General features: G+C 49.0%; 23 protein-coding genes and 1 tRNA gene. 9 read left to right on the top strand and 15 right to left on the bottom strand.

Going from position 1 to position 20,913, the window contains the following annotated elements; all coding sequences use genetic code 11:
* Positions 1 to 47 precede the first annotated feature (47 nt).
* Positions 48 to 2,699: an adenosylcobalamin-dependent ribonucleoside-diphosphate reductase gene (locus PCH02S_RS34040; protein ID WP_127458544.1), complete on the bottom strand. Its 2,652-nt coding sequence runs from the start codon at positions 2,697 to 2,699 to the stop codon at positions 48 to 50.
* A 322-nt stretch (positions 2,700 to 3,021) separates the two neighbouring features.
* Between PCH02S_RS34040 and dat the strand changes: the two genes are divergently transcribed.
* Positions 3,022 to 3,849 (top strand): D-amino-acid transaminase, encoded by an 828-nt coding sequence (dat, locus tag PCH02S_RS34045; protein WP_127458545.1) that lies wholly within the window; start codon positions 3,022 to 3,024, stop codon positions 3,847 to 3,849.
* An 89-nt stretch (positions 3,850 to 3,938) separates the two neighbouring features.
* On the opposite strand, the gene PCH02S_RS34050 is transcribed toward dat, so the two are convergent.
* Entirely contained in the window at positions 3,939 to 4,778 is an 840-nt protein-coding gene (locus tag PCH02S_RS34050; protein WP_127458546.1) for a lipoate--protein ligase family protein, read from the bottom strand.
* Positions 4,779 to 5,036: 258 nt separating this feature from the next.
* Here PCH02S_RS34050 and PCH02S_RS34055 point away from each other — a divergent pair, with 258 nt between their 5' ends.
* From PCH02S_RS34055 to PCH02S_RS34065, 3 genes are all read left to right on the top strand, one after another.
* Positions 5,037 to 6,827: a DEAD/DEAH box helicase gene (locus tag PCH02S_RS34055; protein WP_127458547.1), complete on the top strand. Its 1,791-nt coding sequence runs from the start codon at positions 5,037 to 5,039 to the stop codon at positions 6,825 to 6,827.
* Positions 6,824 to 7,813, top strand: coding sequence for a YqhG family protein (locus tag PCH02S_RS34060; RefSeq protein ID WP_246069398.1), 990 nt, complete (start codon positions 6,824 to 6,826; stop codon positions 7,811 to 7,813). Before PCH02S_RS34055 ends, PCH02S_RS34060 begins: the two co-directional genes overlap by 4 nt.
* A gap of 116 nt (positions 7,814 to 7,929) precedes the next feature.
* Positions 7,930 to 8,892, top strand: coding sequence for a hypothetical protein (locus PCH02S_RS34065; RefSeq protein ID WP_127458549.1), 963 nt, complete (start codon positions 7,930 to 7,932; stop codon positions 8,890 to 8,892).
* A gap of 66 nt (positions 8,893 to 8,958) precedes the next feature.
* On the opposite strand, the gene PCH02S_RS34070 is transcribed toward PCH02S_RS34065, so the two are convergent.
* Both PCH02S_RS34070 and PCH02S_RS34075 read right to left on the bottom strand, forming a co-directional pair.
* Entirely contained in the window at positions 8,959 to 9,150 is a 192-nt protein-coding gene (locus PCH02S_RS34070; protein ID WP_127458550.1) for a YqzE family protein, read from the bottom strand.
* Between the two features lie 77 nt (positions 9,151 to 9,227).
* Entirely contained in the window at positions 9,228 to 9,509 is a 282-nt protein-coding gene (locus PCH02S_RS34075; RefSeq protein ID WP_127458551.1) for a hypothetical protein, read from the bottom strand.
* Between the two features lie 168 nt (positions 9,510 to 9,677).
* Between PCH02S_RS34075 and PCH02S_RS34080 the strand changes: the two genes are divergently transcribed.
* Complete coding sequence (locus tag PCH02S_RS34080; RefSeq protein ID WP_127458552.1) at positions 9,678 to 9,884, top strand: hypothetical protein; 207 nt, start codon at positions 9,678 to 9,680, stop codon at positions 9,882 to 9,884.
* A gap of 64 nt (positions 9,885 to 9,948) precedes the next feature.
* Here PCH02S_RS34080 and PCH02S_RS34085 read toward each other — a convergent pair whose 3' ends face one another.
* The 3 genes from PCH02S_RS34085 to PCH02S_RS34095 all read right to left on the bottom strand — a co-directional run bounded on the left by PCH02S_RS34085 (position 9,949) and on the right by PCH02S_RS34095 (position 11,738).
* Positions 9,949 to 10,602, bottom strand: coding sequence for a Bax inhibitor-1/YccA family protein (locus PCH02S_RS34085; protein ID WP_127458553.1), 654 nt, complete (start codon positions 10,600 to 10,602; stop codon positions 9,949 to 9,951).
* 97 nt (positions 10,603 to 10,699) lie between these two features.
* On the bottom strand, positions 10,700 to 11,518 hold the full coding sequence (locus PCH02S_RS34090) for a DUF695 domain-containing protein (protein WP_127458554.1): 819 nt from the start codon (positions 11,516 to 11,518) through the stop codon (positions 10,700 to 10,702).
* 136 nt (positions 11,519 to 11,654) lie between these two features.
* Positions 11,655 to 11,738 (bottom strand) — tRNA-Leu (locus tag PCH02S_RS34095).
* 122 nt (positions 11,739 to 11,860) lie between these two features.
* On the opposite strand from PCH02S_RS34095, the gene PCH02S_RS34100 reads away from it, so the two are divergent.
* On the top strand, positions 11,861 to 12,040 hold the full coding sequence (locus tag PCH02S_RS34100) for a hypothetical protein (RefSeq protein WP_127458555.1): 180 nt from the start codon (positions 11,861 to 11,863) through the stop codon (positions 12,038 to 12,040).
* Positions 12,041 to 12,164: 124 nt separating this feature from the next.
* Here PCH02S_RS34100 and PCH02S_RS34105 read toward each other — a convergent pair whose 3' ends face one another.
* Both PCH02S_RS34105 and PCH02S_RS34110 read right to left on the bottom strand, forming a co-directional pair.
* Positions 12,165 to 12,887: an adenosylcobinamide amidohydrolase gene (locus PCH02S_RS34105; protein ID WP_246069400.1), complete on the bottom strand. Its 723-nt coding sequence runs from the start codon at positions 12,885 to 12,887 to the stop codon at positions 12,165 to 12,167.
* Complete coding sequence (locus PCH02S_RS34110; RefSeq protein ID WP_127458556.1) at positions 12,874 to 13,137, bottom strand: hypothetical protein; 264 nt, start codon at positions 13,135 to 13,137, stop codon at positions 12,874 to 12,876. The genes PCH02S_RS34105 and PCH02S_RS34110 overlap by 14 nt, the downstream gene beginning before the upstream one ends.
* Positions 13,138 to 13,285: 148 nt before the next feature.
* Here PCH02S_RS34110 and PCH02S_RS34115 point away from each other — a divergent pair, with 148 nt between their 5' ends.
* Positions 13,286 to 13,603 carry a hypothetical protein gene (locus PCH02S_RS34115; protein WP_127458557.1) on the top strand — a complete coding sequence of 106 codons (318 nt, stop codon included), beginning with the start codon at positions 13,286 to 13,288 and terminating at the stop codon, positions 13,601 to 13,603.
* Between the two features lie 83 nt (positions 13,604 to 13,686).
* Here PCH02S_RS34115 and PCH02S_RS34120 read toward each other — a convergent pair whose 3' ends face one another.
* Positions 13,687 to 14,013 (bottom strand): hypothetical protein, encoded by a 327-nt coding sequence (locus PCH02S_RS34120; protein ID WP_079413697.1) that lies wholly within the window; start codon positions 14,011 to 14,013, stop codon positions 13,687 to 13,689.
* Positions 14,014 to 14,093: 80 nt separating this feature from the next.
* Entirely contained in the window at positions 14,094 to 14,663 is a 570-nt protein-coding gene (locus PCH02S_RS34125; RefSeq protein ID WP_127458558.1) for a xanthine phosphoribosyltransferase, read from the bottom strand.
* Between the two features lie 263 nt (positions 14,664 to 14,926).
* Between PCH02S_RS34125 and PCH02S_RS34130 the strand changes: the two genes are divergently transcribed.
* The gene (locus PCH02S_RS34130) at positions 14,927 to 15,655 is read left to right on the top strand and encodes a hypothetical protein (protein WP_127458559.1); all 729 of its coding nucleotides are present in this window, start codon (positions 14,927 to 14,929) and stop codon (positions 15,653 to 15,655) included.
* Positions 15,656 to 15,721: 66 nt separating this feature from the next.
* Here the strand turns inward: PCH02S_RS34130 and PCH02S_RS34135 are convergent, their stop codons facing one another.
* A complete protein-coding gene (locus tag PCH02S_RS34135) occupies positions 15,722 to 16,327 on the bottom strand; it encodes a DedA family protein (protein WP_127458560.1) in 606 nt (201 codons plus the stop codon).
* Between the two features lie 142 nt (positions 16,328 to 16,469).
* Here PCH02S_RS34135 and PCH02S_RS34140 point away from each other — a divergent pair, with 142 nt between their 5' ends.
* Positions 16,470 to 17,510 carry a YkvI family membrane protein gene (locus tag PCH02S_RS34140; RefSeq protein ID WP_127458561.1) on the top strand — a complete coding sequence of 347 codons (1,041 nt, stop codon included), beginning with the start codon at positions 16,470 to 16,472 and terminating at the stop codon, positions 17,508 to 17,510.
* Here PCH02S_RS34140 and PCH02S_RS34145 read toward each other — a convergent pair.
* The 3 genes from PCH02S_RS34145 to PCH02S_RS36040 all read right to left on the bottom strand — a co-directional run.
* A complete protein-coding gene (locus tag PCH02S_RS34145) occupies positions 17,451 to 17,882 on the bottom strand; it encodes a hypothetical protein (protein WP_127458562.1) in 432 nt (143 codons plus the stop codon). The genes PCH02S_RS34140 and PCH02S_RS34145 overlap by 60 nt on opposite strands.
* 27 nt (positions 17,883 to 17,909) lie before the next feature.
* Complete coding sequence (locus PCH02S_RS34150) at positions 17,910 to 18,194, bottom strand: hypothetical protein (protein ID WP_127458563.1); 285 nt, start codon at positions 18,192 to 18,194, stop codon at positions 17,910 to 17,912.
* 73 nt (positions 18,195 to 18,267) lie between these two features.
* Positions 18,268 to 20,913, bottom strand: a 2,646-nt coding sequence (locus tag PCH02S_RS36040; protein ID WP_164819838.1) for an AAA family ATPase, incomplete at its 5' end; no start/stop codon positions are given.

The following is a 20,913-nucleotide window of genomic DNA, read 5'->3' on the forward strand; positions in this document are numbered from 1 at the left end:
AAAAAAAAAAAAAAAAAAAAAACCAGGGGCTCCCGCCCCCGGTCCTCTTATGAGCAGCGACTGTAGCCACAGTTCGCGCAATTCTTACACCCTTCGCTGTTAATCAGCGAAGCGGAACCGCAAGACGGGCACAAGTCCTTCGTCGCGGCGCTAGCAGCGTTGCTGCCATGAGCGCCATGCGCGGCGTGCCCGCTAGGAGCAGCCACCGGTGCCGGTGCTGGCGCATCCAGCACTTCACTCGTCGCGGTCACGTAGTTCCGCGCGTCGTCTTGCTCGTTCATCACTTCGTCGTGCTGCTCGAGCGCTTTGGCAACCGCGTCAGCGATCGACTCGACGCGGTTCGTGCCAAATCCAATGGCGCCGGAGCCGCCAATGCCTTTCAAGTGCTTCACAAGCAGCTTCACTTTGTCGCCGTGGTCGCCGTAACGCAAGAACAAGGAGCACACGCGGCCTAGTGCTTCAGACATTGCAAAAACGTCTGATCCCGCTTTCCCCACGTTAAGGAAAATTTCACTCGGCGTTCCGTTCATATCATTGATTGTAATATACGCCATGCCAAATGGTGTATTCACTTTATAGGTTGCGCCTCGCAGAATTTGTGGACGGCGCTTATATTGCTTATCGAAAACTTGCTCTGTTTTGGCGTCAACATTAACCGCAAGTTTGCCTGAAAGATTCGTTAAGCTGGCTTCTTCTTTCATAGCCTCCGCAGCTACAGCAACTGGTGCTGCTTCTGCCTTCTCAACTTTCTTCTCCTCTTTCTTGTCAGAACTTGTGCTAAGAACTTGCACATCACGGCTTCCATCGCGGTAGATGGTAACGCCTTTACAACCCAGATCAAAAGCCAATTCATATAACCGTTTGGTCTCTTCAACTGTGAAATCGGATGGGCAATTCGCTGTTTTGGAGATTGAACTGTCAACCCATTTCTGGATCGCTGCTTGTGCGCGAATATGATCTTCAGCCGTCAACGTCATGGATGTTACAAAGTAATCCGGCAATTCCTGATTCGGATTGGCATCTTTCCATTCTTGAGCAATCGGTACATATTGTTTATCAAAGCCCAAGCGGCTTTGGCGGAAATATTCAAAAGCAAAATACGGCTCAATGCCCGTCGAAGTGCCCACCATGGTCCCTGTGCTTCCCGTTGGAGCCTGCGTGATAACCGTTACGTTGCGCATACCGTTTGATTTAATGGCTTCGCCAACTTCCGGGAATACCCGGGTCATATTTTTCATAAAGCCGCTCTCCAGGAACTTATCTGCAATAAATGCTTGGAAAGATCCTTTTTCAGCAGCAATTTCCGCTGATGCCAGGTAAGCTTCTCTTGCCATGAAGCCATAGATTTTGTCCAAAAACACTAAGGATTCCGGACTGCCGTAACGAATTTTCAACTTAATCATAAGTTCCGCCAAGCCCATTGATCCTAGGCCTACGCGGCGTTCCTTCTGTTGATTCTCACGGTTTTCTTCGAAGTGATATGGCGTTTTGTCAATGACATTATCAAGGAAACGCGTCGAGTAGCGAACAACCGTCGCCAGATCCGCCCAGTCGACATCATGCTTCTCTGCATCATAAAATTTAGATAAGTTAATCGCCGACAAGTTGCAAACTCCCCAAGCCGGAAGCCCCTGCTCCCCGCACGGATTCGTACAAATAATCGGATTGAAATACCAGCTATTCGACATTTGGTTATAGTATTCCATGAAAACAACGCCAGGCTCAGCCGATTTCCAAGCGGACTCAATAATCGTGTGCCACACTTCACGTGCTCTGACTGTGCGGTAAGGCTTGACGGCTTTGCCAAGCTGTTTCCAAGCTTCCAAATTGCCGTCCCATTTCTCGTTATATTCAGGATCCGTCGTATCCGGGAAAACGAGCTCCCACTCCAAATCTTCCTTCACAGCCTTCATAAATCCATTGCTTACACAAACGGATAAATTGGCATTGGTGATTTGGCCCATCGTTGACTTCACCGTGATGAAATCTTCCAGATCTGGATGCCAGTCATTGATCATCAGCATAAGTGCGCCGCGACGGCTTCCGCCTTGCTCAATCAGACCTGTTGTATAGCTGAACAAACCGCCCCATGATACAGCACCGCTCGAAGAGCCGTTAACTCCTTTGACAACGGAACGGCGTGGACGCAGGGAAGACAGATTGATCCCCACACCACCGCCGCGTGACATGATTTCCGTCATCTCCGAAAGTGTGCTCATAATGCCGCCACGGCTATCGTGAGGAGATGGGATTACATAACAGTTGAACAGCGTTAATTCATCACTTGCATCCGCCCCTGCCGCAATTCGCCCACCTGGAACAAGTTTCCAATCATCCAAAATATATCTGAATTTCTCCGTCCATTCCCTGCGTTTCTCAGGTGTCGTTTCCACGGATGCCATGGCTCCGGCCAGACGGTCCCACATTTCTTCCGGTGTCTTTTCTATGTTTAATGTAAGCTTCTCAACTGCAGATTTGACTGTCTCGCCACTGCGTGTTCTTACTTGCACGATGTCGCCTTCACGGCTAATAATTTCGCCTACTTCTTTGGCTGGGAATTTGGGATCATCCTTCGTCAATACGAGTACGGTGTCCCCCACTTTAGCAAAGCTCGTATCCGCATTCTTAAGTGCGTAGCGATCCAAAAATATTTTCTCGCTTAAACCTTCCAGCCTCTTACCTGATTGCGAAATCCCCATTGATAAATGCCCTCCCAATAAGCTACAGATTCAGCTCCAACTAAATTGAAAATTACAATATCTGGTGTGAGAAATCCATTATACAACACTAGATATGGACCTTCGAATGGCCAAAGGACCAATTTTGTTTAATAAGACAAGTAATGATCGCTTTAGCTGGAATTTACTCGAAATCTCTCTTTATTTTATAGAATGCGAGCTGGTGGTTCGTTGCTTTTGACGATGGCGTGTTCCTCTGCTAACCTATATTTAGGATACCACAATTCGCTCATTTTTAGAACATTTGTTCGTTATTTATTTTTTCTAAGGAGATGTTAAAGACATGTATTTTTATAAAAATGAATTTATGAATAAAGCGGACATTCAACTCTCGCCCGATGATCGCGGTTATTATTTTGGAGACGGTATTTATGAAGTTTTCCGTGTCTATCAAGGTAAGCTCTATGAGCAGGATGCCCATATGCAGAGGCTTCAAAGAACCGCAAGCGAGGTGCGGCTTACGCTCCCTTTTACCATCGAGAAAATCGGGCAAATTCTCACCGAGCTGGTAGCCAAAAATAAGCTGATCGATGGCACTGTATATCTGCAAATCACCCGTGGCGAAGCTCCACGCGCACATCCGTTTCCGACTCAGGCAGAACCGATCATGCTGGCCTACTGCACGGAAGTGCCAAGACCAACGGCAACCATACATAACGGAATTAAAGCCATTACTTTCGCCGATATTCGCTGGTTAAGATGCGATCTCAAAACGCTCAATCTGCTGCCCAACGTCATGGCCAAGCAAGCAGCGCTCGATAACAACGTGCAGGAGGTTGTGCTGCATCGCGAAGGTACGGTGACGGAGTGCAGCGCATCTAACCTGATGATAATCAAGGATGGCGTGCTTTATACGCACCCTGCGAATCATTTGATTTTGCACGGAATTACCCGAGCAGTCGTCTTGCGTTTAGCCAGAGGTTTGGAGATGCCGGTTAAAGAAGAAGCTTTTACGACGGGACAGCTTATGGAGGCTGACGAGGCCTTTATCTCAGGGACAACGGTAGAAATAACGCCAATTCTGGAAGTGGACGGCCGCAAGATTGGAGCCGGCACGCCAGGTGCATATACCCGCAAGCTGCAAGAGGAGTTTGTTCGCACGTTCTCGTAATCAGCAAAAAACCTAAGGCCCACTACACTGCCTTAGGTTTTTTAAATCCCCACACGAGGAACGCCAGGGCGCTACCACACGCCTCACGATTACCGCCGCAAGTTCCACTCATCCGTCCCATATTTCTCCTGCACAAGACGATTGGTCAGCTCGATCTCAAACGGTGTCAACGAGTCCTCAACCAGCTCCACACCTAAACCGAGTCCAATTTCACGGCGGAAGGCTTCTTCAACTTGCCCCAAGGTAACGGCCTCTTTCCCCTGTGCCCGCAGCAGCTCGTTAATGGCCACCGCTTTTTTCAAAAAGCTCGTCTTCATTCGCTCCGCCACCTTCTCGTTAGAGAAACGCAGCATACGGAATAGTTGGTCCGTATCCATATCAAGCAGGATCGAGCCGTGCTGCAGCACGACGTTTTTTTGCCGTACCTGCGCGCTGCCGGCGACTTTACGTCCCTCAACCACGAGCTCATACCAGGACGGAGAATCGAAACATGCGGCCGAGCCTGCAGAGGCATATTTCTCTTTCTCCTCATCGCTTGCAAGCTGCACCATCTCGGCGTTAAGTCCTAACGCGCGGAAACCTTGCAGCAGCCCTTCGCTCAGGACGCGGTAAGCGTCCGTCACATTTCGGGGGATGCCCGGATAATCCTCGGCCACAATGATACTGTAGGTCAATTCTTTATCGTGCAGAACCGCTCTGCCTCCTGTCGGACGGCGTACGAAGCCAATGCCTTCATTCGCCACAGCCTCCTGATCGACCTCAGCTGCTTTTTGGAAATAACCGATCGACAGTGTTGCTGGATTCCATCCGTAAAAACGCACCGTAGGAGGGACGATCCCCTCACTATGAGCGGTCAAAATCGCTTCATCTAAAGCCATATTTTCAGCAGGAGAACGATCCCCCGTATGTATAAATCGCCATGCCGTCATCGAAATCTTCACCCTTTCTTTCCAACCATGCTTGTCAAAAGACAACCTCTATCATACCACATAACCGCCTTAAGTTACGATTCCGCTCCCTCTCCAAGCTCCCGCGCTGATCTCCTCATCTGTTTTACCATGGAAAAAGTTATGAAAGCGCCTCTTATGGACATACTAACACGTATTCGGCGTTTAGCGCCCGTGCTTCATACAAGCTTAGATTCACGAAGTCAGTTTTCTTACGAAAACTCTTAGGAGGGCACAACCATGCGTCAACATGAACAGCAAGAGAACATTCGCCCCATTCATCATCGGTTGGACATGCACTTTGAGAGGGACTGGTTTACTGAGCTGGATCATCGTGTGCGCGGAGGAGGGCCGTGGGACGATTGGACTTTGTACCAGCTCGCCTACGAATCGGAAGAGTCGGGACTTATTTCAACGTTTGATGAAATGCAGTGCCTCCCTCATTTGGGACAGCTTGAGCCTATGGCTCATCAGATCGAAACAGCGAAGAGAGTGCTTAATGAAATGCGCGGTCGAGCCATTTTGGCCGATGAGGTGGGACTCGGGAAAACGATTGAGGCTGGGTTGATTTTAAAAGAATACATGATCCGCGGATTGGTCCGCAAAACCCTTATCCTGGTGCCGGCATCCCTTGTCCTGCAATGGGTTCGTGAATTAAACACCAAATTCGGCATACCTGCCATCGCCCATAAAAAAGCGTACATGTGGCAGCAAAGCGACATTATCGTGGCCTCCATGGATACCGCCAAACGCGATCCTCACCGGGAAATCGTGATGGGTCTGGAATACGACATGCTGATTGTTGATGAAGCTCATAAATTAAAAAATAAAAAAACGACCAACTACACCTTCGTTAATGAGCTGCGCAAAAAATACTGCCTGCTGCTCACGGCCACGCCGGTTCAAAATGATTTGAAAGAGCTCTATAATCTCATCACCCTGCTCAAGCCCGGTCAACTCGGTGTTCACAGCTCCTTTAAATCTAATTTTGTTGTCGGCAAAAGGATTCCGAAAAATGAGATTCAGCTGCAGCAGGAGCTATCCAAGGTGATGATCCGAAATCGTCGCGGCGACGGCGGTGTTCATTACACCAAGCGGGTGGTGAAAAATATCCCGCTGACGCTTTCACCGGACGAGCAGGCGCTCTATGACGGCGTCACCAATTTCGTACGCACGCGGTATGCAGAGAGCTCCGGCGATTTAAACAGCATGCTTTCGCTCATCACACTTCAACGCGAGGTCTGCTCCTCCAGGGATGCCGTCTTCATCACGCTCGTGAATTTGTTCAAAAAAACAGCGGAAGATTCGCCTGTACGCGCCAAAATATGGGAGCTTGTCGAGCTGATCCGCAGCATCAAATCGAATAGCAAAGCGGAAACCACCATGAAGCTCGTGCAGGAAATTAATGATAAAGTCATTATTTTCACGGAGTATCGCGCTTCCCAGGAGTATCTGCTCAACTATTTGAAAGAGCATAAAATTACAGCGGTCCCCTATCGCGGCGGCATGAACCGTGGCAAAAAAGATTGGATGATGGATTTATTCCGCAATCGCGTACAAGTGCTTGTTGCTACGGAAGCTGGCGGCGAAGGAATTAATCTGCAGTTTTGCCATAACATGATTAATTTTGACCTGCCGTGGAACCCGATGCGCGTGGAACAACGGATTGGCCGCGTTCATCGACTTGGCCAGACGCATGATGTGAACATCTATAATCTTTCGACAAACAATACGATTGAGGAGCATATCCTCTCTTTGCTGCATGAGAAAATCAATATGTTTGAGATGGTTATCGGGCAGCTCGATACGATTTTGGAGAAGATCGAAAAAAAAGGATCTCTTGAAACTTCGTTATTCCGCATGGTGATGGAAGCAGGGTCGCGCGAGGATATTCGCCGGAAAATCGACGAGCTGGGTCATTCTTTCACCGAAATCAAAGAAGAAATCGAACACAATCCCGTGTATGGAACTGAGTTTCAACATATCCTTGATGCCGTAGGCGGCGCGCAAAGCGGTGAGGTCAGATCATGAACAAACGAAACGTTCATACCTTTGTCATGCGATTTCTTGAAGCTTATGACTGCACCATTCTGGAGAAAAGCCCCTCTTATGTCACAGCCAAGCTTTCTCCGGAAGCAGATCGGGAAATGACGGGCCGGCCTTATTATTGGAGCTTCGTGGAGCGAACCGGGACGCCTGCTGAAACCATGACCTATAAATTCGTATTCGACCCGGAACAAATGAGGCTCGATGCCAAGTCCAAGGCTGCATCGACGGCTGTGAAGAATCCGCCTAACCCAGGCGCGCCAGCCGCACCGAACCAGGAGCAAGCGCCTGACGGCTCCTCCGACAGCATTCTGGGACGTTATTTCGGCTTCGTTCCAACGACAATTACAGCACGTGTTCCGCAGGATGATGTCACTTTTGGCAGTAGAAGACTGGAACAAATGTTCTCCATCGTGCGAGAGCGCGGGAAATTCGTTCATCTGTTTGAGGAACCATTTCCTACGGGAGCCACTTATCATGCTGCGCTCGTATATGATACTTGGTTTTGCATCAATTACAAGGTTGAACTCGCCTGCGACCGCAAACGAAGTGAGATCCACTCCCTTGCCATTCAATTGAACAACGGCGAGATTCGCGAGAATTTTCATAAACATCTGCTGACCAAAGGTCTTTCTCCCAAGCTGCCGGCGAATAGTCACATTTTGCCGGATACGATATCGCTGACCAAAGCCGTGAACCTGCTGGAAACGACGCTTGAACGTAAAATAAGCGCCTATGACCATAGATGGGCGGACGAGGCGAATGAGCAGCACCGCAGTGAGATTGACCGTGTCGAATCCTACTACAACGGCCTTTTGCTAAACGCAGAGCCCGATAAAAGAGATGAAATCGAGACGCAATGCCGCAACCGCCTCAGAGAAATCGACTGGCAGCACAAGCCGCGCATCGCCGTTTCTGTCATCAATTGCGGATTGTTTCATTTAACCGCCGGGCGATCGCCTAGGAACTGACGATAGTCGCTAAAACCTCGCAAATTAACGCTGCAGGTTCTAACAATCTTTTTATAGCATAAGAATTACAATAGATTCATACAAATGAGAAGTTAGCGATAGGCAGGTGAACATGGATGAAGTTGTGGACTGCATGGACAGCAACTTGCTTCATATGTATTGGCAGTCTCTTATTCATACCCTCCCAAAGCTCTGCGGGCGATAATCCAGATCGGACAAGCCTCGTGCAGCCAGTAGGACAACCCGCAGCTGTCAGCAGTCAAGTAGCTGAAACTGCAAAGCCCGTACCGGATTTGCGAAGCGAATCCACTTTATCGGCCACGGTTGAGAAGTGGCGGGTAGCACTCGCTCGCGAAGAAGGGTTCCATAACTGGCAATCAGCAGCTTGGAACAGTTACCCGCTTGGTCCAGGGACACATGGCTGGGTCGTGATTCTCACGGATCATGGCGAGGATGTCGGCTATATGATCGTACAGTCTGTAGAAAATGGCTCCTTCCGATTAACGGAATACGGGACAGGCAAGCACCCTCTTTTCAGTTTGACCACGCTGTATCGTTCCATGGTACAGCAAGAACTCATTCCGGCAACCCTTACTTATTCTGATTTTATCGCCAATGAAACGATCGCCAAAGACCGCTTATATATGGACGGCTTCACCGCTGTTTGGAGAATCAAGTTGGATAATCAACTGTACTATGTGGATGCCAAATCAGGTGAAGTACTCCCTCTAAAAGATGACCCGACGCCAAAGCTTGGGGCCGATGATAGCACACTGATGACAACGGAATTAAAAGAAGCAAGCACCATTATGCATCCCGCCTTTGATCCTTATGAACGGATGCCTTGGATTGTCGGCTCACCGCTTCCTATGACTGGACTGAGCGAACTCCAAAGCGCTCTTGCCACCGATCAACATCTGACCTTTGTCACCGAGCTGTACGATGGTCAGGTTACTCTGCCGCTGGCCGTATTAGGCTATCAATCATGGCAGGATGGGTTACCTTATCTGGTTCTCGATCACGAAGGACCAAGATACATTCAACTGCCTACCGCTCTGGCGATGGGGCATATTTATTAAATGGAAAAAGGACTCCCCGTCAAGTAGACGATTCTACTTCTCGGGCAGCCCTTTTTTTGTGGCTTTTTATTTTTTGATTTTAAACTGGTCAAACAGCATCCGGGCTGCCAAGGGCAGCATGCCAAACCAACGTGTCTGCCAATGCTCCCGCTGCTCTTTATGCATCGCTTTTGCTTGTTGGCGAACATCTCTTGGCGTGTCTATAAACGTCACGACCTGCTGTGTTATGTACTTGACCAAGTCATCACTTTTGGCCATACGCCCACCTGCCTTTTCTCCCTATTGTAACCAGAGAGCCCCGGACTTAAACGGTAAGACAGGTGGAGGACATGGATTCAACTGACTCTTCCGCCGCTCTCCGAAATAATTTTATCGGCAAATGATTTAATCGTACTACAGCCGAGCAGCATCGGTTTGTTATCGCACTGCAATAGCAAGGTCTGTGCGTTCATATCCCAAGCGTATTGGAAACCAACGTTCATTCCTACCACGGTAATCATGAATTTCCCCGATGCAGCATTGGGAATGGTGAAGCCTTGTTTTTTGCCTACTTGTTGTAACGAACGAAACACCGAAGACGAAATCCCTCTATACGTCCAAGCATTGCAAGCCGCCATAGGTCAATCTCCTCTCTCCCCATATAGGATCACTAAATTGTATGAAGAGAGGGCTTAAATCGTGCTTGTTTCAAAAAAATCAGTCCGGCGCTGCATGCTTCCAAACATGCTTCTAACCTCTTCCTTGCTGCATATATTAAAGTAACTAGAGAGAAAGGGGTGCATCGAATGTGGGAAGAGATGCTCCTGACTGAACAGCTCAACATCCACATGGATAAAGCCAACCACATGCTGGAATTGAAGCTTCGAGACCACGAACAGGAAGATACGTTCTCCACAGTTCAGCTAAGCCATGCTGAGCTCATTTTACTTCTCCATACCCTGCTGGAAGTGAATCGGTGTTTTCGCGGGGATATCCCATATTTTCACAATTAAAAAAGCACCTTCGATTCCCGTTAGCGGGTGTCGAAAGTGCTTTTTCCATAGCAATTCCTATCTGTTAGTCTCGGCTAACTCCAACAATGGAAGCCAAGAAGCGCAAGATGTACAAGAAGAGATTGATGAAATCCAAATAAATATTAAGTGCAGCGAGCGGAACCTCTTCGGCCGATACGCCATTGCGGTATTGAGCCACATCATACAGCACCCAACCGCTGAAAATCAGAATGCCGAGCATGGACCAAATCAAGTTCGTCATCGAGTCGAAATTAACGAACATGCCTATGACACTCATCAAGACAAGGCCAATCGTTCCAGCGAACAAAAAGCCGCCGAGGAAGCTGAAATCACGTTGCGAACGGTGCGCGTAGAAGGCTAGTCCGCCAAAAATCGCCGCTGTCGCGAAGAATGCTCCCGACACCACGTTAGCTCCGAGCATACCCCCGTATGCCATAATCACCGGATATAAGGTTACACCGGAAATTGCCGTAAAGGCATAAAGAAAACCATATCCAATATTTTTGCCGCGAATCCGAATCACGATGGCTGCCACCAGCATGGCCACTTCGGCAATGACGAAAAGCATGATCATTGAAGGCGGAACGACCATAGCACCGACTAGTGTCCCCAGGAAGGAAACCAAGAGGGAGATGGCAAATGTTTGAAGCACATGAGCAAAACTGCCTGAATGAGAAACCGTAACCGTTCTATCCATGAAACTGTCAACTCCTTCTATTAGAAAACATGTACAATCTATACTATGCATTATACCTAAACTTCATGAAAACCGCTATACACCTGGACTTTAGGCTTTATTTGAATGCGGAGATCATCTTTAGGAATATACGTTTCAAATGCGCTCGAAGTTTCGCAGGAAATCGCAGGATCAGACGTGTGCCCCAACCGTCATAAGTTCCGCCGACTTCTGCCGCTAGAACGAACAATTCTTTGGTTACCGCATTGACGGTCGGAACATCCAGCGTGTGTAATTTACTCAAGTGAAGCACGTAGGGCTCCACCTGACGTGTCGTATCAAATTCGGAGACAATGATTCTGTAGCCAAGCGCACCGACTTTGCTTTTCATCGCATCCATCCGGGTTGAATCCGGAAAATGCAGCCAATGCTGAACTTCCCTGGCCTTCTCCAGATTATCCCCCCGACGCTTCAGCGCATAGGCAATCTTGGCATTCCGCATCCACTGCTCTTCCAAGGGTGAAGGTGCCATTTCTTCCAGGTAGAAGCTCCAGTCTGCATCCAAATTCATCGAGAAATAATAACGGAAGTTAGGAAAATCCGCCAGTACCCGCTTCATTTCCCGCTCCCAATCCCAGTCATCCTTGGCGTAAAAGTACATCTCCATTTTATTATTTGAAGAAATGCGCCCGGCATAAAGGGCATATCCCTGATCTTTCAACCGTGAAATAAGTTTGTCTTCGAGCTCATAAAAGGCTTGCTGCGCCTTTTGCGTTGAGCTGTCCGAGAGGTCCCACAAGCTATACATATTAAATACGATTGTAATTCTTTGACCATATCCTATGAAAGGAGCTTTCTGCTTCAAAGCAGTGTTCATAAAGACTAGAACCTGCTCCCGATCCCGGATGCGTTCGAACAAATTCCAATCTTCTTCCATAGGATGCCCCCCTATTTCCTTTCCAGATAATATTTATTATATAAGTCTTAGGCCTAGCTGCCTACCCGTCTGCGCATGATTTCCTAGGAAATAAAAAAACAACCCCTTCAGAACCTGAAAGGGTTGTTGCGGTTGATGCGATCAAGAGGACTCGAACCTCCACGGGGGTAAGCCCACACGGACCTGAACCGTGCGCGTCTGCCAATTCCGCCATGATCGCACATCATGTGGTGACAAAAATAAATATAACATGGGACTAGAAAGCTCGTCAACGAAACTTTTACAATCCATGTATAAATACAAACCCCGCTCCTAAACCTATTCCCAAAGGAGGGATGACGAATGGATGAGGAAGAAATCAAAGCTCTCGAACCCAAATACACAGGCAATCAGCGACATCTCACAGAAGGTGAAGCTGAAGGTATCGTACATGATCCCAATTTCAAAAATGAAGACGAAGATCCCGATGGTGTTGATGTGTATCCTGCCGGGGTTGCTTTCGGCGTTTTCCGCAAACCGTAGCTAGCCCACCTGTCAATGCACGTGCGTGTGGCTGGCATGACAAGGTTACTCAAAGTTCGAGGAAGCCTCCAGTAAGCACAGATACGGACAGACATAGAAAAACGCCCCACTGCATCCTCACCGATCAGTCGGGCGTTTTCTCATACAATTGTCCCGATGCCAAGATGGCCTCGTACACAGTTCTTCCAATCAGGTTTCCCAGCGCTGTAGCTGTACCCGCATAGCTGTACAAGCGGCCGCGGCATGTCGTGGCGATGAGCACCGCGTCCGTAGTCGTTCCAGTAGCCGGAAACCCGTCCACTTCAACGCCTAATGCTTGAAGCGCTGCCGACTTGGCTTCCGTCGCAGTGATGACCGCGTTGACCATCGCGGCATCGGTTAATTGCCCCTCGATAACGACAATGGTATTTATCGTACCGGGATAAAGCGAGGCGGCAGCCATTTCGGTCCCTGCCCTAGCTTTGTTCCCGAGACCTACGGTGACCCACGCACAAACGTGCAGCGGATTTGTCTCGTTCTCGGCATCCTCGGCGCCATTTCGCGTCCAAGTGAGCGTGCTGTACCCAACATCCTTCACCCAAGCTGCCGTCAGCATGCCAGCCGTTTCCCGAGGATTCAACCCTTCCCGTTGGATGAAATCATCCATCTCGCGAAGGGGATCAGCCTCGTTATAAAGCCTATGTACTTGCCTATTCATCAACGATCGAAACATCCCGAATCCTCCGCCCCACGGCGAAGAATTCAAGGTACGCATCGGACTATCGCTACGAATTAGCACGTAACTGCCGTATTCGGAATGCACCAAATCCATCTGGATTCCGGTGATGGGAACCCTATTCTGATTCATCCGCAGCATCATCCGGTTCAATCAATTCTTGCGGAAGCATATATTCCGGTGGCCGTTCAGCTTCATAAGGCTGATACACATAGCTGCGTGCAAGCTTGACCACTCTGCGATTTTTTTTGCGGATTAAAACACTATCATCATCCCAAGCGACAACAATGCCGCGGACATCATTCCTTGGGTTAACATCGCGAATCACGCGAAGCAATGTGCTTTCAACACGATAAAGATCCAACTGATCCTCTGTTATCATTACGCTTACCTCCAGCCATCCAGTTTTACTCCTTAAGCATACACCAATTCCTGCCGAAGTTGAAACATTACATAAATCCGCTAGATCAGGGTTACCTTAATCATGACAAAGTTAATAGAACGCCATTATATCCTTGGGGGTTTTCATATTGGACAAAAAAACATATTACGTTAACGTCGGGACAGGTGAAGTATTGGAAGACAGGACCGCGCTCAATTATGAATTTGAAATTTCCGCTACCGATGAGGAATTTGATCAATTGATGGAGCTCTTTGAAGAGACAGATAACACGTCCCAAGCCAGCTATGCGACCTCTTGGCTCCCTTGGTCAGTTTATTACTCCAATGAGACCAATCAAGCATATGATTATTATTTGACGGAAGTGTATCGCACCTTGCACCGATTAGGGAATGAACAAACCAAAAGGCATATTGAAAGTATGAATATTCTTCAAAATGGTGTCTAACCAGATCTCTCCGGCAGACTGCCTCTGGAATGAAAAAAGGCCAACGAATCCGTAATGGATCCATTGGCCTCTTGAATTTTACATTAGCTTACATGTTCCTTGGAATCATTCGTCTCAAACCAGAAATCAAGGACCTTGCTTGACATGACACGCTTCTGAATATATTCCACTTGCGCTGCGGAAAATTGCTGTTCCCATTCAATGGTCAGCTCTGTGCAGAGCTTCACGATCGTTAACAACTCAGACCAAGCGACATAGCGTTTGTACCAGAAAAATTGAGGATGTTCGATCATATACGGATATAGATCATCAAATTCTGTATGCTTACAATCAAGAGCACGTTCAAAATGTGTTTTGGCTTCCCCAAGCTTAGTCATGAAATATTCAATGGAACCATTTTCGATACCCATAGATGTCAGCCTCCTCTCTTACCTTGTAACCATTATAATGGATAATTGGCAATCAGGGAAGTCAAAGACTAGATGTAAAATCAGTCAAAAGTGATTTGCCCGTTCTCCAGCGAGGCAATTCTTGCTAAAGATTCCACTCGAACGCCGCGTTCTCTAATCGAACTGCCGCCGGATTGGAACGATTTCTCCACCGCAATACCGACACCGACGAGTTCAGCCCCCGCCTTCTCAATAATGCGAATTAAGCCGCGAGCCGCGTCCCCATTGGCAATAAAATCATCAATAAGCAGCACACGTTCACCCTTATGCAGCAAATGCGAAGAGACCATAATGTCGGTCACAATGCCTTTGGTAAAAGAAGGCACACGCTCGCTATACGTATCTTGATCCATCGTTAATGTCTTCTTGCGGCGCGCAAAAATCATGGGAATCTCAAGATGCAGTGCGGTTGTGAAGGCAATTGGGATACCAGAGGACTCTACGGTTAACACCTTGTCCGGCTTGGTCTCTCTGAAAAGTCTTGCAAACTCCCGTCCCATTTCCATGGTCAAAACCGGATCCACCTGATGATTAAGAATGGCATCAAGCTTAAGTACTTTATCCGATACAACGACACCGACTTCCTGGATCCGCTGCTTTAACAATTCCATGATACTGGCCCCCTTAATCCTGTCTATTATGAGTAAGTTACCATAATGGTGAAGTAGGTTTCAAGTCCCAATTTGCGAATATCGCTCTTGGAAGTGAAACTTTTCTTGCCGAATAGGTGTCTATACTTATACAGGATTTAACTTTTTCGAATTTGTTTTAGAAATGCTCACATTTAGGCAGCAAGATCCATTGAGATTGATAACCCGATCGCAGTATGATTAGTAATATTCTTTTTAAGACAACTATTCGGCAGAAAGGAAAGATGATGATGAACAATGCGATGAGACCCGTCATGCTTGGCTTTGTGCCTGTTGCATTTTCCTTGCTTATCGTAGCTGGCTGCCAAGAGTCATCTGCACCTTCCGCTCAGCCTACTATAGATCCATCGGTTCATGTTCAGAAGCAGAATCCAAGTACAACCCCGGTCAGCACGCCTGCCGTGCTGGCTGTAGAAACTCCAGCTGCTTCCTTGGCACCGGAGGATACGATAGCCAAGCATGAAGCGCAAGTTGCAAACACGAACAAAACGGATTTATCGGATCTGCCACAGAGCTCTTCAAACGCCAAGCCAACGTCCAAACCGCGGGTGAAAGCGGAAGATGCTTACCAGCAGGAGAAACCGACATTAATGGGCTTAAAGCTGGGAACGAGCAAAAATGTAGTGCTGGACCGATTCGGCAAAGCCAAGAAACAATTCGTTATGGATGAAGACGATGATGCGATTCAGGTCTACGATTTTGGTGATTTCTCCGTTGGCTTTAATGTCAAGGATGCCCTTGAATTCGTGGATGTACACTCCACGGATATTGATCCGGGACTGCGCGGCCTGCACCTCGGCCAGAAAGTGGAGGATGCCATTAGCATTCTCGGAAAACCGGATTCCAACACAACCTATGTACTTTCTTACAAATCACAAGGGACGCTTCTGAAGCTCGATGTAGATCCGAATGCCAACACGATCCAATCGATTAAGCTTTTCGCAGATCGTTAATACCGCTCTACAAACCGAAGACCATACCGTCATCCATAGGATGGCAAGTATGGTCTTTCTTTGCGTTCAGATCGCTCTTCTTTTCCGAAAGCGGAAATAAATCACCGCTCCTATCGCAGCCACAACCACGAGAATAATGAAACTGACACCCATATATTTATGAATCAAATTGAACAAGCCATCCAAATTGCTGCCAATAAAATGGCCCAAGGTCAAGAAGGTCGTACACCACAGCAGCGCCCCTGTCCCCGCATAGAGCATGTATTTGTAGAACTTCACTCCGCTTACTCCGGACAAATAGCAGGTGAAATGGCGGACTCCCGGCACGAAATACCCGAAGAATACGGTCCACAGCCCATATTTATGAAACCAGCCTTCCGCTCTTTCGATCCGGTCAGGCGTCAATTTGAACCATTTTCCATAGCGGTACAAGAAAGGCTTGCCCACCCGGTGACCAATGAGATAACTCACAATCATCCCCGTCATCGTACCGGCATAAATCACTATTAACGTTGTCACATAGTCAAAAGGACCTCCAGGCGCGGTCAACGAGCCCACGAAAGCCATCAACGTTTCATCCGGTATAGGTACGCCAACGATGCCGGCAGACAACAAAATGTACAGAGCAATATAGCCATAATGTCCAATAAAGTCATAAAGAGCTTCTTTCACAAAAGACACACTCCCAATTTCTTACGTCTTTCTGTTCCTAACCATTTTATCAAAAATAAGGGCTTGCCCCAAGTTGCAGTCATGCTACTGTCTCCGCGAACATACCTTGTACTATACCAAACGAAAGAAAGCGGGGCAATCCATGCGAAAAGGGTCACAGATCGTCCGTATTGCCTTTACCTATATCGGGACTGTCGTTGGAGCAGGTTTTGCTTCCGGACAAGAGATTTTGCAATTTTTTACGCGCTACGGATGGATAGCTTCATTAACGATCGCTTTGTCCACCCTCCTATTTATATGGATTGGCATCAAACTCATGCTAATGGCTCATACATTAAAAGCAACATCTTATGAGGATTTGAATCGGGTCATTTTTGGGCCGAAAATAGGAAATGGGATCAGCTTGTTTACGATGATCGTACTGTTCGGAATCACTACGGTCATGCTTGCCGGCGGCGGAACAGTATTTGAGGAGCAGCTGCATCTGTCCTATCAAACTGGACTTTTGGTCACCTTGATTCTCTCCTATCTCGTATTATCACGAGGAATTGGAGCCATCATGACCGTCAACTCGATTGTCGTTCCTATCATGCTGCTTTTTAGCGTGGTTATCGTCGTTTATACGTGGCATTCACCGTCTTCTGGAAACTGGCTGAGGATCACAACGGATGATTCGCTTGGTAAAATATGGTTCGCCCCATTTCTCTACACAGCCTTCAATCTGGCCATGGCACAAGCCGTTCTCGTGCCGATGGGAGCTTCCATCACGAAGCGCTCAGAGCTTTACTGGGGCGGGCTTATCGGCGGAGCAGGCATTGGACTGCTGCTACTCTCCGCACACTATGCGCTTTCAGCGCAAATGCCTGGCATCGCACAGTATGAGATTCCAATGGGGAATATCATTAACAGGCTGGGCTCAGCCCCTCAAATCGCCTATTTGCTCGTCATCTACGGAGAGATTTTCACGACATTTATCGCTGATGCATATGGCTTGTCCTTGCAGCTGCAGCAACGTACCAAATTAAACCCTAAGCTCCTTCTGTTTAGCATCTTAGGACTTAGTTATCTCGTCAGCCAAATTGGTTTCAAAACACTTCTTGCCGCTCTGTACCCTGTATTCGGCTTAATTAGTGTTGTCTGGCTCGTGCTCATGATCTGGCGCAACCGTAAACGTACGGTGTAGAACGCCGGTTTGTGCGAAGCCGAGAACGACGATCAAACGAATCATCAACAAGAGCATCCCCATCGCGCATAAAATAAGACCGGTAAGCAAATAGGAAAAATGAAAAGCAGCTGTCGTCGCCGTTTGATCGCGCAAAATCGCGAATAGTTGAGCTAACAATAACAGCAAACCACTGATAAACAGTCCGATCACCGTATAATCCATCACCGTCCAACGTGAAAAATAGCTTACGGCAATCTCCACTTGGCTCAAAGCCTTTGGCGCTGCCGCCTGCTGACGCCAAAGCTGATGAATCATCCAAGCCGTGTAAATGGCGACTCCGGTTACAAAAAGGCCCAACAACCCGCCTATTATCGCTAATAGCATATTCATGCCTAAGTCTCCCTTCTGAATTGTCGACTATCCATGCCGTAGACCATAAATCAGGATAAGCGTCAAACCAAAGCAAAGAACCGGGAGCGCATAAAGAAGGGGAAACAGCATCCAGCTTGGGAGATTCATCGCTGGTTTCCATAGAAGCTGAAGCCGCCTTACTTCAGCTTCCTCCGGACTTTCTGCAGGCTTAAGTGATTTAACGGATAACGCCTCCGCTGCCCCTTCGTTCCACTCGATCTTCCCTTTTTTCCAACCAACCTGGTACGTAATTTCACGGTGTTCTTTCTTCTTCTCGTTTCCTGGCTTCACCTTGATTCCTCCAGCTTTTTTCTTCAACTTATATGAGTGTGAACCGGTTCTCATGCCATGAAGGACAACGGGTTTACAAGTTTATTAATTGATAGTTGGGAATAACGCGTGCAGCCGCATCCCGCACATGCCCGTGACACGTAAACAACAGCACTTGATGCCTGCTGCTTAAGTCAGCGAGCACACGCAGACAGCTCTCCATCCGTTCCTCATCGAAATTAACCAAAATATCATCCATGACGAGCGGTAATACCGCCTTGCCGGCGTATTCTTCCACAAGCGCAAAACGCATGGACAGATAGAGCTGCTCCGCAGTTCCACGACTCAGTTGACTCGTGTCCACGGACTGTCCATTGGATCTAACCGCAACAAGACGCTGTTCTCCAAACGGCGCTTTGACATGGGTGAATGCTCCATTCGTCATCCTGTTCAAATAATCGGACGCTCGTAAAAGCACACCTGGCTGCCGTTCCTGCTCGTAAACTTCGCGCGCTTTCTTCATCAGCAAGGAAGCAAAAGAAGCAACGGCATACTGATCGACCTGTTCCCGAATCGAAGCCCGGTAAGCTTCGGCCTGAAGTTGGCCGTCGGCTTGCTCAGAACCTTGCTCCAGCTGTTCGATGTGTGCCGTCAGTTTACCGGCCGCTTCGCGGAGTTCGTTCGTTAAGGCTGCCGTGTCCGCCATCTGCTGTTCAAGGGTTTCCAAACGGTAAGCGATATCGGCTTCCCCATGCGTCTCCAACAGCTCCGTATAACTGGCAAGAGACGCACGGCTCAGCAAAGCCTCAAGCGAAGATTCCAACAGCTTCTGTTCATCGCTTAACTTCTTGCGTTCTTCCAGCTCTCTCTCCTGTAAGCGCAGCGCTTCGCCATCTTCTGCAGAAGCTTCCTGAAGTAAGATCGTAAGCCGCTCAAGCGTGCGCTGCTCGGCAGCATCCAGAAGCAGCAGCTCTTCAGCAACCTCTGCATAAAGCGCTTCGCTATGCTTTTTCGCTGCAAGCAGCTTCAGCTGCTCTTGCTCCTGCTCTTTCCAGCGTTTGAGCGCAAATAAAGGCTCTTGCGCTGGGGATAGTTGAAGCCGCATTACAATAGCTTCTTCATACTGCTTTACACTTTGAAGCAAAGCCGCAAGCCTTGCTTCCAGTTTATGGAGCTGGCGTAGACTTTCCTGCCCCTGCTCAATCGCTTGAATCGTTTCCATCGCGGCGTCAGGGGACAATCGCCCGCTTAAGCCAAGGGATACGAGCCAACTGCTCCAGTTCCTCTGAAGCTGCTCAGACTCCGCTACGTGCTGTTCATACACAATCCCTCGCTGCTCTTCTTGGAGTTGGAGGGAGTCGCGCATTTCCCTCGCATCTTGCAGCTTGTCCACCTTGCGTTTCTGCTGATCCAGCTGCTGCTTGTTGTGCTCGGCTTCTCTCAACCAGGCATCCAACTGAGGCTGAAAGTTATGAAGAGCGTACGCCTCCGCACGGCTTCTTGGCTGCGAAGCGTGCAAAGCGGATGCTGCCGCAGCTTCGTTAAAGCCCATCTGCGTCTGACTCGATGTCATGAATGCAGTGATTTGTTCCTGCAAACGGCCTTCCAACTCAAGAAGTTCACGATTGATCGCTTCATTCGGAGAGGGCTCCTGGCTAGAGGACGCCGTCATCGTGCGGGAAGCCCTACGATCCGAACCTGATCGGTCGCCGAACTGGATAAAGAATGCCGCGCCTGCAAATAGCAGGAACGCACAAACAGCTATTGCCCAGCTGCTCTGCCAAGCCAGCAGAATTGGAACAATAATTGCCAATGCGCCGAAGAAAAGCACCATCCGTTTTCGTAGTTTCCGTGAAGCCGCTTTCCCTGCCTTGGCGGCTTCCTCCAGGCTGAGTTTGTATTGGTTCTGCACAGCTTCCCGTTCTTTGTGATGCTGAACTTCCCTGACCAGCATCTGCCACTGCGCGTAGTCTCTTGCGATTTTTTGCAGCGCCGTGCCAGGGTCTATCCCTCCTGGAAATGAGGGGGCTAACCGAACATCGGCTTCCAAGATGAGAATGCTATCCTCCACCCGCTGAAGCTGCTGCTCCAGGCTTTCCAGCTCGGTTCGAACGCGCAGCTCATCCGCCCGGCACTTGTGGAACTGTTCCTTGTAGGATCGAATCTGCTCGCGAAGGGAGATGGACACGGCAAAGGCGCCAAGATCCATCTGACTTTCCCCGTCTGCGCCGTCTATTTGTTTCAGCAGTCTGTCGATCTGCGCGCGCCCGTGTTCTTGTTCCACGCACAGCCCGTTCAAACTGCGCTTCTGTTCTTCATATGTGGCTGCTTGCTCCAGCCAATGATTCAGCTCCGTCTGATGCTCGAGCACATCAGGCTGGATGCGGATCGCGCCCAGCTGATCCGCAAGCGTCTGCTGCCGCAGGCTGAGCCTAGCGCGCTCCGCATGGAGGCGCTCCAGCTCCGCTTCGAGCGCGTCCAGCCTCGCCGAGGCGCGCTCTGGGAAGCCAGCCAGCTCCGGCAGCGCCGCGAGCTCCTGGCCGATCTGCCGCAGCCGGATCCATCCGCTGCGCGCCTTGCCGGCCAGGCTGAGCCGGAGCTGCTCCGCGCGCAGCGCCTCCTGCTGCTCCTCCAGAGCAGCAATGCGCTTCTCCGCGGAGCGGCGCTCTCCCTGCAGCCGATCATAATCGGCTGCCAAGTCACGGCTGCGGCGCAGCGACTGCTCCAGACTCTCCAGCTC

This window comes from Paenibacillus chondroitinus NBRC 15376, assembly GCF_004000765.1.
In the GTDB taxonomy this organism is placed as follows: domain Bacteria; phylum Bacillota; class Bacilli; order Paenibacillales; family NBRC-103111; genus Paenibacillus_E; species Paenibacillus_E chondroitinus.

Excerpts from the sequence above, each read along its gene's own strand:
- PCH02S_RS34040 (WP_127458544.1), bottom strand. The coding sequence starts at position 2,699 with ATGGGGATTTCGCAATCAGGTAAGAGGCTGGAAGGTTTAAGCGAGAAA.
- dat (WP_127458545.1), top strand. The coding sequence starts at position 3,022 with ATGTATTTTTATAAAAATGAATTTATGAATAAAGCGGACATTCAACTC.
- PCH02S_RS34050 (WP_127458546.1), bottom strand. The coding sequence starts at position 4,778 with ATGACGGCATGGCGATTTATACATACGGGGGATCGTTCTCCTGCTGAA.
- PCH02S_RS34055 (WP_127458547.1), top strand. The coding sequence starts at position 5,037 with ATGCGTCAACATGAACAGCAAGAGAACATTCGCCCCATTCATCATCGG.
- PCH02S_RS34060 (WP_246069398.1), top strand. The coding sequence starts at position 6,824 with ATGAACAAACGAAACGTTCATACCTTTGTCATGCGATTTCTTGAAGCT.
- PCH02S_RS34065 (WP_127458549.1), top strand. The coding sequence starts at position 7,930 with ATGAAGTTGTGGACTGCATGGACAGCAACTTGCTTCATATGTATTGGC.
- PCH02S_RS34070 (WP_127458550.1), bottom strand. The coding sequence starts at position 9,150 with ATGGCCAAAAGTGATGACTTGGTCAAGTACATAACACAGCAGGTCGTG.
- PCH02S_RS34075 (WP_127458551.1), bottom strand. The coding sequence starts at position 9,509 with ATGGCGGCTTGCAATGCTTGGACGTATAGAGGGATTTCGTCTTCGGTG.
- PCH02S_RS34080 (WP_127458552.1), top strand. The coding sequence starts at position 9,678 with ATGTGGGAAGAGATGCTCCTGACTGAACAGCTCAACATCCACATGGAT.
- PCH02S_RS34085 (WP_127458553.1), bottom strand. The coding sequence starts at position 10,602 with ATGGATAGAACGGTTACGGTTTCTCATTCAGGCAGTTTTGCTCATGTG.
- PCH02S_RS34090 (WP_127458554.1), bottom strand. The coding sequence starts at position 11,518 with ATGGAAGAAGATTGGAATTTGTTCGAACGCATCCGGGATCGGGAGCAG.
- PCH02S_RS34100 (WP_127458555.1), top strand. The coding sequence starts at position 11,861 with ATGGATGAGGAAGAAATCAAAGCTCTCGAACCCAAATACACAGGCAAT.
- PCH02S_RS34105 (WP_246069400.1), bottom strand. The coding sequence starts at position 12,887 with ATGAATCAGAATAGGGTTCCCATCACCGGAATCCAGATGGATTTGGTG.
- PCH02S_RS34110 (WP_127458556.1), bottom strand. The coding sequence starts at position 13,137 with ATGATAACAGAGGATCAGTTGGATCTTTATCGTGTTGAAAGCACATTG.
- PCH02S_RS34120 (WP_079413697.1), bottom strand. The coding sequence starts at position 14,013 with ATGGGTATCGAAAATGGTTCCATTGAATATTTCATGACTAAGCTTGGG.
- PCH02S_RS34125 (WP_127458558.1), bottom strand. The coding sequence starts at position 14,663 with ATGGAATTGTTAAAGCAGCGGATCCAGGAAGTCGGTGTCGTTGTATCG.
- PCH02S_RS34130 (WP_127458559.1), top strand. The coding sequence starts at position 14,927 with ATGATGATGAACAATGCGATGAGACCCGTCATGCTTGGCTTTGTGCCT.
- PCH02S_RS34140 (WP_127458561.1), top strand. The coding sequence starts at position 16,470 with ATGCGAAAAGGGTCACAGATCGTCCGTATTGCCTTTACCTATATCGGG.
- PCH02S_RS34145 (WP_127458562.1), bottom strand. The coding sequence starts at position 17,882 with ATGAATATGCTATTAGCGATAATAGGCGGGTTGTTGGGCCTTTTTGTA.